General features: G+C 68.3%; 13 protein-coding genes. 3 read left to right on the forward strand and 10 right to left on the reverse strand.

The features are described from left to right. The first annotated feature begins 48 nt into the window (after positions 1-48). The 3 genes from ACGFIF_RS19020 to ACGFIF_RS19030 all read left to right on the forward strand — a co-directional run bounded on the left by ACGFIF_RS19020 (position 49) and on the right by ACGFIF_RS19030 (position 3,504). Complete coding sequence (locus ACGFIF_RS19020; RefSeq protein WP_393155968.1) at positions 49-1,434, forward strand: MFS transporter; 1,386 nt, start codon at positions 49-51, stop codon at positions 1,432-1,434. Positions 1,435-1,453: 19 nt separating this feature from the next. Further along, entirely contained in the window at positions 1,454-1,912 is a 459-nt protein-coding gene (locus ACGFIF_RS19025) for a cupin domain-containing protein (protein WP_393155970.1), read from the forward strand. A gap of 80 nt (positions 1,913-1,992) precedes the next feature. Continuing rightward, positions 1,993-3,504: a phosphatidylserine/phosphatidylglycerophosphate/cardiolipin synthase family protein gene (locus ACGFIF_RS19030; protein WP_393155972.1), complete on the forward strand. Its 1,512-nt coding sequence runs from the start codon at positions 1,993-1,995 to the stop codon at positions 3,502-3,504. A 35-nt stretch (positions 3,505-3,539) separates the two neighbouring features. On the opposite strand, the gene ACGFIF_RS19035 is transcribed toward ACGFIF_RS19030, so the two are convergent. From ACGFIF_RS19035 to nuoF, 10 genes are all read right to left on the reverse strand, one after another. Then, the gene (locus ACGFIF_RS19035; protein WP_393155974.1) at positions 3,540-4,562 is read right to left on the reverse strand and encodes a polyprenyl synthetase family protein; all 1,023 of its coding nucleotides are present in this window, start codon (positions 4,560-4,562) and stop codon (positions 3,540-3,542) included. Next, a complete protein-coding gene (nuoN, locus tag ACGFIF_RS19040; protein WP_393155975.1) occupies positions 4,559-6,148 on the reverse strand; it encodes an NADH-quinone oxidoreductase subunit NuoN in 1,590 nt (529 codons plus the stop codon). The genes ACGFIF_RS19035 and nuoN overlap by 4 nt, the downstream gene beginning before the upstream one ends. Continuing rightward, a complete protein-coding gene (locus ACGFIF_RS19045; RefSeq protein ID WP_393155977.1) occupies positions 6,145-7,668 on the reverse strand; it encodes an NADH-quinone oxidoreductase subunit M in 1,524 nt (507 codons plus the stop codon). Before ACGFIF_RS19045 ends, nuoN begins: the two co-directional genes overlap by 4 nt. Then, positions 7,665-9,536 (reverse strand): NADH-quinone oxidoreductase subunit L, encoded by a 1,872-nt coding sequence (gene nuoL / locus ACGFIF_RS19050; protein ID WP_393155979.1) that lies wholly within the window; start codon positions 9,534-9,536, stop codon positions 7,665-7,667. The genes ACGFIF_RS19045 and nuoL overlap by 4 nt, the downstream gene beginning before the upstream one ends. A gap of 11 nt (positions 9,537-9,547) precedes the next feature. After that, positions 9,548-9,847, reverse strand: a complete 300-nt coding sequence (gene nuoK / locus ACGFIF_RS19055; protein WP_393155981.1) for an NADH-quinone oxidoreductase subunit NuoK — start codon at positions 9,845-9,847, stop codon at positions 9,548-9,550. A 73-nt stretch (positions 9,848-9,920) separates the two neighbouring features. After that, complete coding sequence (locus tag ACGFIF_RS19060; protein WP_393155982.1) at positions 9,921-10,763, reverse strand: NADH-quinone oxidoreductase subunit J; 843 nt, start codon at positions 10,761-10,763, stop codon at positions 9,921-9,923. Further along, on the reverse strand, positions 10,763-11,311 hold the full coding sequence (gene nuoI / locus ACGFIF_RS19065; RefSeq protein WP_393155983.1) for an NADH-quinone oxidoreductase subunit NuoI: 549 nt from the start codon (positions 11,309-11,311) through the stop codon (positions 10,763-10,765). The genes ACGFIF_RS19060 and nuoI overlap by 1 nt, the downstream gene beginning before the upstream one ends. Then, complete coding sequence (nuoH, locus tag ACGFIF_RS19070; protein WP_393155985.1) at positions 11,304-12,644, reverse strand: NADH-quinone oxidoreductase subunit NuoH; 1,341 nt, start codon at positions 12,642-12,644, stop codon at positions 11,304-11,306. The genes nuoI and nuoH overlap by 8 nt, the downstream gene beginning before the upstream one ends. Beyond that, positions 12,641-15,070 carry an NADH-quinone oxidoreductase subunit G gene (locus ACGFIF_RS19075; protein ID WP_393155987.1) on the reverse strand — a complete coding sequence of 810 codons (2,430 nt, stop codon included), beginning with the start codon at positions 15,068-15,070 and terminating at the stop codon, positions 12,641-12,643. Before ACGFIF_RS19075 ends, nuoH begins: the two co-directional genes overlap by 4 nt. Further along, positions 15,067-16,368, reverse strand: coding sequence for an NADH-quinone oxidoreductase subunit NuoF (gene nuoF, locus ACGFIF_RS19080; protein ID WP_393155989.1), 1,302 nt, complete (start codon positions 16,366-16,368; stop codon positions 15,067-15,069). The genes ACGFIF_RS19075 and nuoF overlap by 4 nt, the downstream gene beginning before the upstream one ends. Position 16,369 lies beyond the last annotated feature (1 nt).

The following is a 16,369-nucleotide window of genomic DNA, read 5'->3' on the forward strand; positions in this document are numbered from 1 at the left end:
TTCACTCCGGAGTGATTCTGGATGTTTAATATCCATAATAAGTCTCTTGTGCTCGCCCTGCTGGCGTTCGCGCAACTGATCATCGCGATCGACTACACCATCGTGTTCGTCGCCGTCCCCGACATCGGCCGCGAACTCGGCTTCGCCGCCCACAACCTGCAGTGGGTGGTCAGCGGGTACGCGGTCGCGTTCGGCGGCTTCCTGCTGCTCGGCGGCCGGATGTCCGACCTGCTCGGCCGCCGCCGGATGTTCACCCTCGGCCTCTTCCTGTACGGCGCTTCGTCGCTGGCCGGCGGGTTCGCGACCTCACCGGAGTTGCTCGTCGGAGCCCGTGCGGTCCAGGGCTTCGGCGGTGCCGTCCTGGCGCCCGCCGTGCTGTCGCTGATCGGCACTCTCTTCACCGAGGGACGGGAGCGCAACCGGGCGTTCTCGATCTGGGGCGCCGCCGGTGGCAGCGGGATGGCGCTCGGCTCGTTGCTCGGCGGGGTGCTGACGCAGTCCTTCGGCTGGCCGGCCGTGTTCTTCGTCAACGTGCCGCTGGCCGCGATCGGCGTGGTCGCCGCGGTGCTGCTGATCCCGACGGATGCGCCTGCGCGAAGTGGCCGCAGGTTCGACGTGCCAGGTGCGGTGACAGCGACGGCGGGGATCACGTCGATCGTGTTCGCGCTGGTCCAGGGTCCGGCGACCGGATGGAGTGGGCTGAGTATTCCGGCGGCTGTCGTCGGCGTCGCACTGCTGGTGGTCTTTGCGCTGATCGAGATCCGGTCGGTGGACCCGTTGATGCCGCTGCGGTTGCTGGGGATGCGGAACCTGCGGACCGGCATTGCAGTGATCACTCTGTTCGCTGCGACGTTCGGGCCGTTGCTGTACTTCGAGACCGTCTACTTCCAGGAGGTCCACGGGTACAGCGCTTTGCAGACCGGGCTGGCCTATCTCGTCCCCACGGTCGCGATCTTCGTCGGCGCCAACCTCGGTGGCCGGCTGGCGACCCGGTTCGGACTGCATCTGACGTTGGCCATCAGCCTGGGAGTCGGCGCCGTGGGCACGGCACTCCTGGGACTGGGGCTGTCGACCAGTGCGTCGTACGCCGTACTGATCCCAGGACTGTTGATCCTGGGACTCGGCCAGGGCAGTTCGTTCACCATCATGTACGCCGCGGCGTCCACGGGTGTCGCGGCCGAGTACCAGGGCATCGGGTCCGGGATGGCGTCGACCGGTCAGCAGATCGGCAACGCGGTCGGTCTCGCCATTCTGGTCGCGATCGCCAACCGAGGCGTCGACGGTCTCACCGGTGACGCCCTCCGAACCGCCACCACCGACGGCCTGCGCGTCGCGGTACTCCTCACCGCCGGCGGCATCATCATCACCGCCGCTCTCGCCCTCACCGCCCGCAAGACTCCGGCACCGGCACTCGTCGATGCCGTCAGCAACTAACTCTCCAAGGAGCTCCGCCATGAAGCCTGTACTGATCCGCGCCACCGACGCCGAGACCCTGCCTGCCAGCGGCGTCACCCTGTTCGCCGACGTCCCCGACACCGGCGGCCACCTCACCAGCCACCGCTCGATCTTCAAGCCCGGCAAGGACGGTGCTCCCCCGCACCTGCACAAGGAAGCATCCGAACTGTTCTTCGTCCTGACCGGCTCCCTCCGGGTCCTGACCGGTGACGACGTGATCACCTTGCAGCAGGGCGACTTCCTCGTCGTACCGCCGAACACCCCGCACGCCTTCGAGGCCGCCGGCGAGTCCGACACCGAAGTCCTCTTCGTCCTGACCCACGCCAAACCCCGCTTCGACTACTACCGCCTCCTCGAGTCCGTCTACCGAGGCGAAACCCCGCCCGCCGAACTGGGCAAAACCAGCGACCTCTACGACAACCACTACGTCGAAAGCCCTACCTGGCAAAGCCGATGACCACTAGTGCCCGGCCGGTTGCACAACGGCCGGGCACTGGTGCGCGTCATGGGTTCGGCGATTTGGGGCACTGGGAGGAGATGAGCCATGAATGGTTGCTGACTGCCGAGGAGCGGGGGAACGCTGCGACTGATATCGACGCCGACGGGCCGTGGATCGAGGGGAATCTGGTTCGGGTGCTGGTGCATGGGGCGACGTACTTCCGGCGGTTGTACGACGAACTGCGGGTGTTGCGGGCCGGGGATCGGGTGTATTTCACCGACTGGCGTGGAGACCCGGACGAGGCTCTGGTGGACGACGGGCCGAGCATCGGGACGGTGTTGTGTGAGCTGGCCCGTGCCGGTGTGGAGGTCCGGGCGTTGTTGTGGCGGTCCCATTCGGATCACCTGAACTTCAGTTCGCAGGAGAACCAGCGGTTCGGTGCCGAACTGAACGAGGCCGGCGGTGAGGTGCTGCTCGATCAGCGGGTACGGCGGTTGGCGTCGCATCACCAGAAGCTGTTCTTGATCCGGCATCGCGGGAATCCGAAGGCCGATGTCGCGTTCGTGGGTGGAATCGACCTGTGTCACGGGCGACGTGACGACGAACGGCATCTGGGCGATCCGCAGCCGGCGCCGATGGACCCGCGCTACGGATCCCGGCCCCCCTGGCATGACGCGATGCTCGAGGTCCGCGGGCCCGCGGTGGGTGATCTGCTGCGGTGCTTCGTCGAACGCTGGGACGATCCGCATCCGCTGGATCGGCGGACGCCGTACCGGATGCTCACCCAGCGGCTGGCCCGGATGCCGCGGCATCCGTCGAACCTGCCGGAGGCGTTTCCGGATCCGCCGCAGGCCGGGCCGCATACCGTGCAGGTGCTGCGGACGTACGCGCACAAGCATCCGGGGTTCCCGTTCGCGCCGCGTGGGGAGCACAGTATCGCCCGCGGTTACCTGAAGGCGTTCGCGCGGGCGCGGTCGCTCATCTACGTGGAGGACCAGTACTTGTGGTCCGCGGCGGTGACGCGTGGCGTGCGGGAGGCGTTGGAGCGGTCGCCGGAGTTGCGGGTGATCGCGGTCGTGCCGCGGTATCCGGATCAGGACGGGCGGATCAGCGGGCCGCCGGCCCGGTACGCCCAACTGGAGGCGTTGCGGTTGCTGGACTCGGATCGCGTGGCCGCCTACGACCTGGAGAACGAGGCCGGCGTACCGATCTACGTGCACGCGAAGGTCTGCGTCATCGACGATCAGTGGCTGACCTGCGGCTCGGACAACTTCAACCGCAGGTCGTGGACGAGCGACAGCGAGCTGACCTGCGCGGTCGACTCCCAGGACCTGGCCCGGTCGGTGCGGTCCGAGCTGTGGTCCGAGCACTTGGGCACAGCTCCGGAGCTCGACCCGATCGCCGGCTTCAAGCAGTGGCAGCAGCAGGCCGCCGACCTCGACGAGTGGCACGCCAATGGTTGCCCTGGGCCACGACCACCGGGCCGGATCAGGCCGCATCGCCCCGAACCACTCACCCGCTTCCAGTCCCTCTGGGCGGGATGGCTGGCCCGGCACCTCTACGACCCCGACGGCCGTCCCACCGCGATGCGCCGCCAAAACGCCTTCTAGCCAACGGCAGCAGCTTGTAGCGCGGCCGAGCTCTTTCAGACCGAGCGGGTGGCTACCAGGTCGCAGAGGGAGTCGAGGGCCTGGCGGGCGGAGCCTTCGGGGAGGGCGGAGAGGAGTTTGCGGGCGTCGGTGGCCCGGCGGCGTACGTCGTCCTCGGCCTGGCGGAAGGCGGGATGCGCGCGGAGCAGCTCGAGGGTCTCGGTCAGGCGCGCGTCGTCGGAGAGATCGGAGTCGAGGAGCTCGAGCAGGCGAGCGTCGTCCGGCCGGGCGGGATCGGCCTGGGCGCGGAAGATCAGGACCGGGAGGGTCGGGACGCCCTCACGCAGGTCGGTGCCGGGCGTCTTGCCGGACTGGCCGGACTCCGAGGCGATGTCGAGGAGGTCGTCGGCCAACTGGAAGGCCACGCCGATCTCCTCGCCGAACGCGCGCAGCGACTCCTGCACCTCGTCGGGCGCACCGGCGTACTGGGCCCCGAAGAGCGCGGACGTCGCGATCAGCGAGCCGGTCTTGTCGGCGACGACCGACAGGTAGTGGGCCAGCGGGTCCTGGCCCTCGCCGACGCCGAGGGTCTCGCGGATCTGGCCCTCGACCAGCCGGCCGAAGGTGCGGGCCTGGATCCGGACTGCCTCCGGGCCGAGGTCGGCGACCAGGTCCGAGGCCCGGGCGAACAGCCAGTCGCCGGACAGGATGGCGACCGAGTTGTCCCAGGCGGCGTTCGCGGTGGCCGAGCCACGCCGGAGCGCGGCCTCGTCCATCACGTCGTCGTGGTGCAGGGTCGCGACGTGGGTCAGCTCGACCACGACGGCCGCCTTCACCACGTCGTCAGCAGCCGGCTCCGGACCGAACTCCGCCGCCAGCAGGACCAGCAGCGGCCGGAACCGCTTGCCACCGGCAACCATGACGTGCTGCGCCGCAGCGGTGACGAACGGCGCCTCGGACTGGGTCGATTCGCGCAGTGCCTGCTCGACCGACTCCAGCCCAGCACGAACCCGGGCTTCGAGCGCCTCGTCGGCGAACGCGAAGCCCAGGCTCTCGGCCGGCAGCGGGGTCGGACTCAACGGATGAACTCACCCGCGCGGGCCGCCAGGTCGAGCACCGGTCCGGGAACCAGACCGAGAACCACCGTGGCGGCGAGACCGAGGGCGACCGCGGTCGTGGTCTGCCAACCCGGCAGGGCCACGTCCGGCGCGTCCGCCGGGAGGTCGGAGAAGAACATCAGCACGATCACGCGAACGTAGAAGAACGCGGCGACCAGGCTGCACAGTACGGCGACCACCACCAGCGGCCACGCGCCACCGGTCCAGGCCGCCGTGAACACGGCCCACTTGCCGGTGAAGCCCGCGGTCAGCGGGATCCCGGCGAAGGAGAGCAGGAAGAAGGCGAAGATGCCGGCCAGCAGCGGCGACTTCTTGCCCAGCCCGGCCCAGCGGGACAGATGGGTCGCCTCGCCGCCCGCGTCCCGCACCAGCGTGACGACCGCGAAGGCGCCGATGGTCGGGAAGCCGTAGGTGACCAGGTAGAACAGCACCGCCTGGGTCGAGGTGATCCCGGTGGTGACGCCGTTCCCCATCTGAGCGAGCCCCACGAAAGCGGTCAGCAGGAAGCCCGCGTGCGCGATCGACGAATAGGCCAGCATCCGCTTCACGTCGGTCTGGGTGATCGCGACGACCGAGCCGACCACCATGGTCAGGATGGCGACGATCCACATCATCGGCGCCCAGTCCCAGCGGGTACCGCCGAGCGCGACGTAGAAGACCCGCATCAGCCCGATGAACGCGGCGATCTTGGTGCAGGCCGCCATGAAACCGGTGATCGGCGTCGGCGCGCCCTGGTAGACGTCCGGCGTCCAGGAGTGGAACGGTACGGCACCGACCTTGAACAGCAGGCCGACGCCCAGCAGACCGGTCCCGGCCAGCAGGATCGCGTCACCGCCGGTCTGCGTGGCCAGTGCGTCGGAGATCCCGCCGAGCGACATGGTGCCGGCGAACCCGTACAGCAGCGCGATCCCGAACAGCAGGAACGCCGACGCGAACGCACCGAGCAGGAAGTACTTCATCGCCGCTTCCTGCGAGATCAGCCGGCGACGCCGGGCCAGCCCGCAGAGCAGGTACAGCGGCAGCGAGAACACCTCGAGCGCGACGAACAGGAGCAGGAGGTCGTTGGCCGACGCGAACAGCATCATGCCGCCGACCGCGAACAGGGTCAGCGGGAAGATCTCGGTGTGCTCGACCTTGGCCGCCGTCCCCTCACGCTCGGCCTCGGACCCCGGTACGGCGGCCGCCTGGCCGGCGAACGCGGACAGTCCGCCGTCGACCGAGCGCTCGGCGAACAGCAGCACGCTGATCAGCGTCAGCGCGAGCAGCACGACCCAGGTGAACAGCGCCGGGCCGTCGACCGAGATCGCACCCTGCGCCGCGACCAGTTCCTTGTTCTCGTTGATCAGGAGGGCGGCCAGCACACCGGCGACGACGATCGAGACGACGGTGATCGCCAGCTGGGCCGCGTGCCGCAACTGCCGGGGCAGGAAGGCCTCGACCAGTACGCCGACGCAGGCCGCACCGAAGACCACGAGCAGCGGCGCGAGTTCGCCGTACTCGATCTTGGGCGCGGTGAAGTCCGCCAGCGGCAGAATCTGCGCGATCACTTCTGTCCCTCCGTCACGGGGATCTCCGGAGCCGGGTCAGTCACGCCGACGTGCTGCATCGTCGACTCCACCGCCGGCTTGATGATGTCCACGACCGGCTTCGGGAAGATTCCCAGGCCGATGATCAGTACGACGAGCGGCGCGATCGCGAGCACCTCGCGCACGTTCAGGTCCTTCAACTTCTCGATCCCGTCGCGGACCGGCCCGGTCATCAGGCGTTGGTACATGATCAGGATGTAGAGCGCGGCCAGCACGATCCCCAGGACCGCGATCACCGCGAGCACCTTGTGCCGGCTGAACGTCCCGGCCAGCACCATGAACTCGGAGATGAACGGCGACAGACCGGGCAGCGCCAGGCTGGACAGACCGGCGAACAGGAACGTGCCGGCCAGCACCGGTGCCACCTTCTCCACCCCGCCGTAGTCGGCGATCCGCGCGGACCCGCGCCGGGAGATCAGGTAGCCGGCGACCAGGAACAGCGCCGCCGTGGACAGGCCGTGGTTGAACATGTAGAGCGTCGACCCGGTCAGGCCCTGTGACGTCAGCGCGAAGATCCCCATCACGATGAAGCCGAAGTGCGAGATCGACGTGTAGGCGATCAGCCGCTTGATGTCGGTCTGGCCGATCGCCACCAGGGCGCCGTACAGGACCGAGATCAGCGCCAGCACCAGGACGACCGGGGTGGCCCACTCGGACGCGTTCGGGAACAGGCCCAGGCAGAACCGGATCATCCCGAAGGTGCCGATCTTGTCCAGGATGCCGACCAGCAGCACCGAGGTGCCCGGCGTCGCCTCGGCGGCGGCGTCCGGCAGCCAGGTGTGGAACGGAACCATCGGCGCCTTCACCGCGAAGGCGAAGAAGAAGCCGAGGAACAGCCACCGCTCGGTGTTCTGGCTGATGTCCAGCTGCATCAGGTCGGTGAGCAGGTACGACGGGTCACCGGCCCGGGCCGAGAGCACGTACAGCCCGACCACCGACGCCAGCATCAGCAGACCGCCGAGCAGCGAGTAGAGCAGGAACTTCACCGCGGCGTACGAGCGCTGCGCACCGCCGAAGCCACCGATCAGGAAGTACATCGGGATCAGCGTGGCCTCGAACAGCACGTAGAACAGGAACACGTCGGTGGCGGCGAACACGCCGAGCGACAGTGCCTCCAGGCCCAGGATCCAGGCGAAGAAGGACTTCTCCGACCAGCGGCCGTCCTGCGCGTCGTTCCAGGACGCGATCAGCACGACCGGGGTGAGCAGCGCGGTCAGCACCACCAGGACGATGCCGACGCCGTCGAGGCCGAGGGCGAAGTGCGCACCGAACGGCTCGATCCAGGTGTGTGTCTCGGCGTAGTCCGCGGCACCGTTGCGCTGGTAGCCGATCGCGATGATCGCGGTCAGCACCAGGGTGACGAGCGAGAAGCCGAGTGCGACCTGCTTGGCCAGCAGCGCCTTCGCCTTGGGCACCAGCATCGTCGCCAGTGCCCCGACGAACGGCAGGAGCAGTAACAGGGTCAGCCAACCGATGTTCACGACAACCTCACCGCGAGGAGGGCGACGACCACGAATGCGGCGCCGAAGACCATGCTGAGTGCGTAGGAACGGACGAAGCCCGTCTGGACCCGGCGGAGCCGGCCGGACAGCCCGCCGAACAACGCGGCCAGCCCGTTCACGAAGCCGTCCACACCGCGGTTGTCCAGCCAGACCAGGGTCCGGGTGAGGTACTGGCCCGGGCGCATCAGGACCGCCTCGTTCAGCGCGTCGCCGTACAGGTCACGGCGGGCGAAGGTGGTGACCGGCGAGACCCGGACGGGTGCCTCGCGCGGGATGTCCCGGCGGAACAGCACGACACCGATGGCAGCGCCGACGATCACGGTCGCGAGGATGATCAGCGTCATCGCCAGCGCGCTGAGCGGCGGATGGGCTTCCTCGAAACCGGTCACCGGCTCCAGCCAGGTGACGATCCAGTGGTTGACGAAGTAGAGCGCACCGCCGACCAGCGAGAGGATCGCCAGGATGATCAGCGGGCCGGTCATCACGTTCGGCGACTCGTGCGGGTGCACGTCCTTCTCCCAGCGCTTCTCGCCGAAGAAGGTCATCATCATCAGCCGGGTCATGTAGAACGCGGTGATCCCGGCGCCGAGCAGCGCACACAGGCCGACCACCGTGTTCTCCGCGAAGGCGACCTCGATGATGTGGTCCTTGCTGAAGAAGCCGGAGAACGGCGGGATGCCGAGGATCGCCAGGTAGCCGAAGGCGAACGTCACGAAGGTGACCTTCATGTACTTCGCCAGACCGCCGTAGCGCCGCATGTTCACGTCGTCGTTCATGCCGTGCATCACCGAGCCGGCACCGAGGAACATGTTGGCCTTGAAGAAGCCGTGCGTGAGCAGGTGGAAGATCGCGAAGGCGTAACCCACCGGGCCGAGACCCGCGGCGATCATCATGTAGCCGATCTGGCTCATCGTCGAACCGGCCAGTGCCTTCTTGATGTCGTCCTTGGCGCAACCGATGATCGCACCGGTCAGGGCGGTCACCGTTCCGACGACCACCACCGCGGTGGACGCGGCGTCGGTGACCTCGTAGATCGCGCTCGAGCGGACCACCAGGTAGACGCCGGCGGTGACCATGGTCGCCGCGTGGATCAGCGCCGACACCGGGGTCGGGCCCTCCATCGCGTCCAGCAGCCAGGACTGCAGCGGCACCTGCGCGGACTTACCGCAGGCCGCCAGCAGCAGCATCAGGCCGAGCAGCGTGGCCCAGGTGCTGGACAGCTGCTCGGCGCCGGCGTTCACGGTGGTGAAGGCGGACGAGCCGAACAGCGCCCACATGCTCATCACCGCGAGCGACAGGCCCATGTCACCGACCCGGTTCACCACGAACGCCTTCTTCGCGGCGACCGCGGCGGAGTTCTTGTGCTGCCAGAACCCGATCAGCAGGTACGACGCCAGGCCGACGCCCTCCCAGCCGACGAACACCAGCAGGTAGTCGGCCGCGAGTACCAGCAGCAGCATCGCCGCGATGAACAGGTTCAGGTACCCGAAGAACCGGCGCCGGCGCGGATCGTGCTCCATGTAGCCGACCGAGTAGATGTGGATCAGCGAACCCACACCGGTGATCAGCAGCACGAACAGGATCGACAGCGGGTCGATCAGCAGGGAGAAGTCCACCTTGATACTGCCGACCGAGAACCACTCGAACAGCCGGATCGTCTCGGACCGCTCCTCGCTGCCGAGGCCTTGCATCTGGAAGAACAGCACAACGCCGAAGGCGAACGAGATCAGCGGCGCCAGCGTCCCCAGCAGGTGACCCCACGCGTCGGTGGCCTTGCCACCCAGCAGCAGGATCGCCGCGGACAAGGCCGGAACCGCGACCAGCAGCCACGTCAGCTCATGACTCATCGGTGCTTACCTCAGTACTTGAGCAGGTTGGCGTCGTCGACCGAGGCCGAGCGACGGGTGCGGAAGATGGCCATGATGATCGCCAGCCCGACCACGACCTCGGCCGCGGCCACCACCATCACGAAGAAGGCGGCGATCTGACCGTCGAGGTTGCCGTGCTGGCGGGCGAAGCTGACGAACGCGAGGTTGCACGCGTTCAGCATCAGCTCCACACACATGAAGACGACGATGGCGTTACGACGCACCAGCACGCCGAGCGCACCGATACTGAACAAGATCGCCGCGAGCACGATATACGGCTCGGTCGTCATGCGCGTCCTCGCTTCGCTCCGGGCGCGCATGCCGAAAGCGTGCTGCGTTGAATGGTTCGCTCGCTCCGCTCGCTCACGCCTTCTCTCCTTCGCCAAATCCGGACAGATCCGTGCTCTCGGGCCCGGACGGGACCTGGTCACCGGGATCGCCTTCGCTGATCTCGCGGACCTTGTCGACCTCGTCGCGCTCCTCGTTCTCGGGGAACACGGTGCCACGTGCCTGCAGCACCCGCGAAACCGAGGTCGGTGCGATCGATCCGTCCGGCAGCAGGGCCGGCGTGTCGACGGCGTTGTGCCGGGCCAGCACGCCGGGCGTCGGCAGCGGACCGGGGTGGACGCCGGACTCGGCGTACTTGCGGATCCGGTCCTCGGCGTGGTCGCGCTGGGTCCGCTTCTTGGTCAGCCGCTCCCGGTGCGCCAGCATCATCGCGCCGAGTGCCGCGGTGATCAGCAGCGCCGAGGTCACCTCGAAGGCGAACACGTACTTGCCGAACAGCAGCTGCGCGATCCCCTTCGGGTTGCCGTCCGGCTGTGCGTCGGCCAGCCCGACCGGGTTGCCGTACACCGCGTTGCCGACGGCCGCGACCAACAGGACCGCGAAGCCGAGGAACGCCAGTCCGGCCAGCAGCCGCTGGCCGCGGATCGTCTCCACCAGGGAGTCGCTCGCGTCCACACCGACCAGCATCAGCACGAACAGGAACAGCATCAGGATCGCGCCGGTGTAGACGATGATCTGTACGGCGAACAGGAACGGCGCGTCCTGAGCGGCGTACTGGATGGCCAGGCAGATCATCACGGTGGCCAGCAGCAGCGCGGAGTGCACCGCCTTGCGGACCAGCACCATCGCGATCGCGGCCAGCACCATGACCGGCGCGAGCATCCAGAACGCCACCTGGGCGCCGGTGACGAGCGGCATCACTTGCCGTCACCACCCTCGGCCGGTACGGCGGCACCGGTCAGTCCGAGGTAGTAGTCCTTCTCGGTGCTGCCGAGCTGCATCTCGTGCGGCGGCTCCTGCATCCCGGGCAGCAGCGGCGCCAGCAGGTCCTTCTTCTCGTAGATGAGGGACTCGCGGCTGCGGTCGGCCAGCTCGTACTCGTTGGTCATGGTGAGCGCCCGGGTCGGGCAGGCCTCGATGCACAGACCGCAGAGGATGCAGCGCAGGTAGTTGATCTGGTAGACGCGGCCGTAGCGCTCACCGGGCGAGAAGCGGCCTCCCTCGGTGTTGTCCGCGCCCTCGACGTAGATCGCGTCCGCCGGGCAGGCCCACGCGCACAGCTCGCAGCCGACGCACTTCTCCAGACCGTCCGGCCAGCGGTTCAGCTGGTGGCGGCCGTGGAAGCGTGGCGCGGTCGGCTTCTTCTCGAACGGGTACTGCTCGGTGAACACCTTGCGGAACATCGTCCGGAAGGTGACCCCGAACCCGGCTACCGGGTCCCAGAGGGACTCTTTGACACTAGCCACGGCTGCCTTCCTTGCTGCGGATCTCAGTCTCGCTTCGGCTCGGCGTGTGAACGAGCGGTGGGGGCACCGGGAAGCCGCCGGCGAAGGCGTCGAAGTCCTTCGCACGGTCGTCCTCGGTGAGCTTCTCAGGCTTGGGCTTCTGCGGGATGAACATGGTGATCACCGCGATCAGCAGGACCACGGCGGCGGCCACCAGCAGCGTCGTACGGCTGAAGGTGGTCTCCCGGCCGACGGCGCGGACGGTGGCGACCAGCAGGATCCAGCCCAGTGAGACCGGGATCAGGATTTTCCAGCCCAGCTTCATGAACTGGTCGTAGCGCAGTCGCGGCAGCGTTCCGCGCAGCCAGATGTAGAAGAAGATGAAGCACATCATCTTGCCGACGAACCACAGCACCGGCCAGAAGCCGGAGTTCGCGCCGTCCCAGATCGAGATCGGCCAGGGCGCCCGCCAGCCGCCCAGGAACAGCGTGGTCGCCAGCGCCGACACGGTCGCCATGTTGATGTACTCGGCCAGGAAGAACATCGCGTACTTCATCGACGAGTACTCGGTCAGGAAGCCGGCCACCAGCTCGCCCTCGGCCTCCGGCAGGTCGAACGGCGCCCGGTTGGTCTCGCCGATCATCGAGATCACGTAGATCACGAACGACGGGAACAACAAGAACGCGTACCAGCCCGGGATCGGGATGTCCGCGCCGAACAGGTTGATCGACTGGTTCGAGCCCTGCGCCGCGACGATCTCCGAGGTGGACATCGAGCCGGCGAACAGGAACACCGTCACCAGCGCCAGGCCCATACCGACCTCGTAGGAGATCATCTGGGCGCTGGAGCGCAGACCGCCGAGCAGCGAGTACGTCGAGTTGGACGACCAGCCGCCGAGCACGATGCCGTAGATGCCGATCGACGCGATCGCCATCACGTACAGCACCGAGACCGGCATGTCGGTGAGCTGCAGCCGGGTATAGGTGTCGGTGAACGGGATCTTCACCGTCGGCCCGAACGGGATCACCGCGAAGGTGAGGAAGGCCGGGATCGACACGATCACCGGTGCGGCGACGAAGACGAACCTGTCGACGCCCTTGGGCATCAGGTCTTCCTTGAACATCAGCTTCATACCGTCGGCCAGCGACTGCAGCAGACCCTGCGGGCCGTGCACGTTCGGGCCGATCCGGTGCTGCATCCGGGCCACCACCCGGCGCTCCCACCAGATGTTGAACAGCGTCAGCACGATCAGGAAGACGAAGACCAGCAGCACCTTCAGGCCGACGACCCACCACGGGTCGCGCCCGAAGCCCGCGTCCGGCACCGCCAGCGGGATCCCAGCGACCAAACTCATGCGTTCCCTCCGGCGATCGTCACGATCGAGCCATGGTCTGCGTGCAGCGACCGGCGCACATGGGAGTCGGCCGAGTTGGCCGGCAGCCACACCACGTTGTCGGACATCGGCGTGATCACCACCGGCAGCCGGATCGACCCGGCGTCGGTGCTGACCACCAGCTCGTCACCGTCGGCGACACCGACGCGGTGTGCGGTGGTGAGCGAGATCCGGGCGACCGGCGTCCGCGCCGTCGCGGTCAGATGCGGCTCACCGTCGTTCGCGCGGCTGTCGTCGATCAGCATCCGCCAGGTCGCCAGCCGGGTGGAGTCGAACGCGCCGAGCGACGGACCGGCCTGGTACGTCGGCTCCTGCGCGCGGTCGCCGTCCCAGCGGCCGAGCTCGTCGAACTCCCGCTTCGCACCGGCCGGCGTGGCGAACCCGATCGAGCGGTCCATCTCCTGCGCCAGCGCGGCCAGCGCGCGGACGTCGGGCATCGCGGCCGGGACCTGCAGCACCACCGGGAACGGCCGCTCGCGACCCTCCCAGTTGACGAAGGTGCCGTCCTTCTCCGCCGGCGGAACCACCGGGAAGACGACATCGGCGTGCTCGGTGACCTGAGAGTTGCGGACCTCGAAGCTGACCACGAACGGCGCCGCCTCCAGCGCGGCCAGGGCCGCGGCCGGGTCCGGCAGGTCGTCGATCTCGACACCCGCGACCACCAGGGCCTGCAGCGATCCGGCGGCGGCGAGGATCTCGGTCAGATCCCGTCCGACCGTCGACGGCAGGCCGTCCACACCCCACGCGGCCTGCATGTCGACCCGCGCGTGCGGGTCGGACACCAGCCGGCCGCCGGGCAGCAGACCCGGCAGGCAGCCCGCCTCGAGCGCGCCCCGGTCACCCGCACGACGCGGGATCCACGCCAGCTGAGCGCCCGTGTCGAGCGCGACCCGCAGAGCCGTCGAGTAACCACCCGGCACGCTGGCCAGCCGCTCGCCGACGATGATGATCGAGTCGGACCCGAGCGACGCCAGCGCGGCCGCCCCGGTCTCACCCGCGTTGCCGAGATCAGCCAGTACGGCGGCCTCGGTCCCGGGCGACGCCGGTACGACGACACCGTCGAGCTTCTCGATCCCGCGCGAACCGTAGGCCGCGACCGTGAAGACCTTGGTGCCGTGCGCGCGGACGCCCTTGCGGAGCCGCAGGAACACCGACGGCGCCTCCTCTTCGGGCTCGAACCCGACGAGCAGCACCGATCCGGCCTTCTCCAGGTCGCCGAACGTCGTACCCAGGCCGGTGCCGGCCACCGCGGCGGCGAGGAAGTCCGCCTCCTCGGCGGAGTGCGGCCGGGCCCGGAAGTCGATGTCGTTGGTGCCGAGCGCGACCCGGGCGAACTTCGAGTACGCGTAGGAGTCCTCGAGGGTGAGCCGGCCGCCGGTCAGCACCGCCGCGTTGCCGCGGGCCGCGGTCAGCTTCTCGGCCGCGAAGGTCAGCGCCTCCGGCCAGGACGCCGGCCGCAGCTCGCCGTCCTCGCGGATCAGCGGGTGGGTCAGCCGGTCACCGGTGGTCGCGTAGTTGAACGCGAACCGGTCCTTGTCCGAGATCCACTCCTCGTTGACCTGCGGGTCGTCACCGGCCAGCCGGCGCATCACCTTGCCGCGCCGGTGGTCGACCCGGATCGCCGCACCGGAGGAGTCGTGCTCCGCCACCGACGGAACCGAGACCAGGTCGAACGGCCGGGACCGGAACCGGTACGCCGCGCTGGTCAGCGCACCCACCGGGCAGATCTGGATGGTGTTGCCGGAGAAGTAGCTCTCGAACGGCTCCTTCTCGTAGATGCCGACCTGCTGCAGCGCACCGCGCTCGACCAGCGCGATGAACGGGTCACCGGCGATCTGCTCGGAGAAGCGGGTGCAGCGGGCACACAGCACGCAGCGCTCGCGGTCCAGCAGCACCTCGGCCGAGATGTTGATCGGCTTCGGGTAGGTCCGCTTGATCTCGGTGAACCGGGACTCGCCGCGACCGTTGGTCATCGCCTGGTTCTGCAGCGGGCACTCGCCGCCCTTGTCGCAGACCGGGCAGTCCAGCGGGTGGTTGATCAGCAGGAACTCCATGTTCCCGTGCTGCGCCTTGTCCGCCACCGGCGAGGTCACCTGGGTGCGCACCACCATGCCGTCGGCAACGGTGATCGTGCAGGAGGCCTGCGGCTTCGGCATCCCCCGGCCGTTCCCGGCGTCGGTGATCTCGACCAGGCACTGCCGGCAGGCGCCGACCGGGTCGAGCAGCGGGTGGTCGCAGAACCGCGGGATCTGGATCCCGATCTGCTCCGCCGCCCGGATCAGCAGGGTGTTCTTCGGAACCTTGACCTCGATGTCGTCGATGGTCACGGTCACCAGATCGGTGCGCTCGACCTCCGACCCGGCCGGTGGGTTCGCTTGGATCGTCATGCGCTTGCTCCAGCGGTAGCGAAGACAGTGCTTGCCATCGGGTCGAACGGGCAGCCGCCGTTCTCGAAGTGCGCCAGGTACTCGTCCTTGAAGTGCTGGATCGAGCTGGTGATCGGCGCGGTCGCACCGTCGGCGAGTGCACAGAAGGACCGGCCGGTGATGTTCTCGCACAGGTCGAGCAGGGTGACGAGGTCCTCCTCGGTGCCCTTGCCGTGCTCGAGCCGCTCGAGGATCTGCACCAGCCACCACGTGCCCTCACGGCACGGGGTGCACTTGCCGCAGGACTCGTGCTTGTAGAACTCGGTCCACCGCAGCACCGAGCGGACCACGCAGGTGGTCTCGTCGAAGATCTGCAGCGCCTTCGTGCCCAGCATCGAGCCGACCGAGCCGACACCTTCGTAGTCCAGCGGTACGTCGAGGTGCTCGGCGGTGAGCAGTGGAGTCGAGGACCCGCCCGGGGTCCAGAACTTCATCTCGTGCCCCTCGCGGATCCCGCCGGCCAGGTCGATCAGCTGCCGCAGCGTGATGCCCATCGGCGCCTCGTACTGGCCCGGCCGGGTGACGTGCCCGGACAGTGAGTACAGCGTCATGCCCTTGGACTTCTCGGTGCCCATCGAGGAGAACCAGTCCGCGCCGTTCTTGATGATGGCGGGAACGGACGCGATCGACTCGACGTTGTTGATCACTGTGGGGCAGCCGTACAGACCGGCCACGGCCGGGAACGGAGGACGCAGCCGGGGCTGGCCGCGCCGGCCCTCGAGCGAGTCGAGCAGCGCGGTCTCCTCGCCGCAGATGTATGCGCCGGCGCCGGCATGAACGATCACGTCCAGGTCGTAGCCGCTGCCGAGGATGTTGGTGCCGATGAAACCGGCCGCCTTCGCCTCCTCGACCGCCTGCTGCAGCCGGCGGATCACGTGCAGCACCTCACCGCGGACGTAGATGAACGCGGTGGATGCCCGGATCGCGTACGACGCGATGATCACGCCCTCGACCAGCGTGTGCGGCGAGGCGAGCATCAGCGGGATGTCCTTGCAGGTCCCCGGCTCGGACTCGTCCGCGTTCACCACCAGGTACTTCGGCTTCGGGTTGTCCTGCGGGATGAACGACCACTTCATCCCGGTCGGGAAGCCCGCGCCGCCACGGCCGCGCAGACCGGAGTCCTTGACCGCAGTGACCACATCGGCCGGCTGCATCCGCAGTGCGGTCTGCAGTGCGTCGTACCCGCCGGAGCGCTGGTACGACGCCAGCTGCCAGGAACGGATCTGGTCCCAGTTGTCGGACAGTACCGGGGTCAGCATG

Origin of the sequence: Kribbella sp. NPDC049174 (assembly GCF_043197365.1) — a bacterium.
Classification (GTDB): Bacteria; Actinomycetota; Actinomycetes; order Propionibacteriales; family Kribbellaceae; genus Kribbella.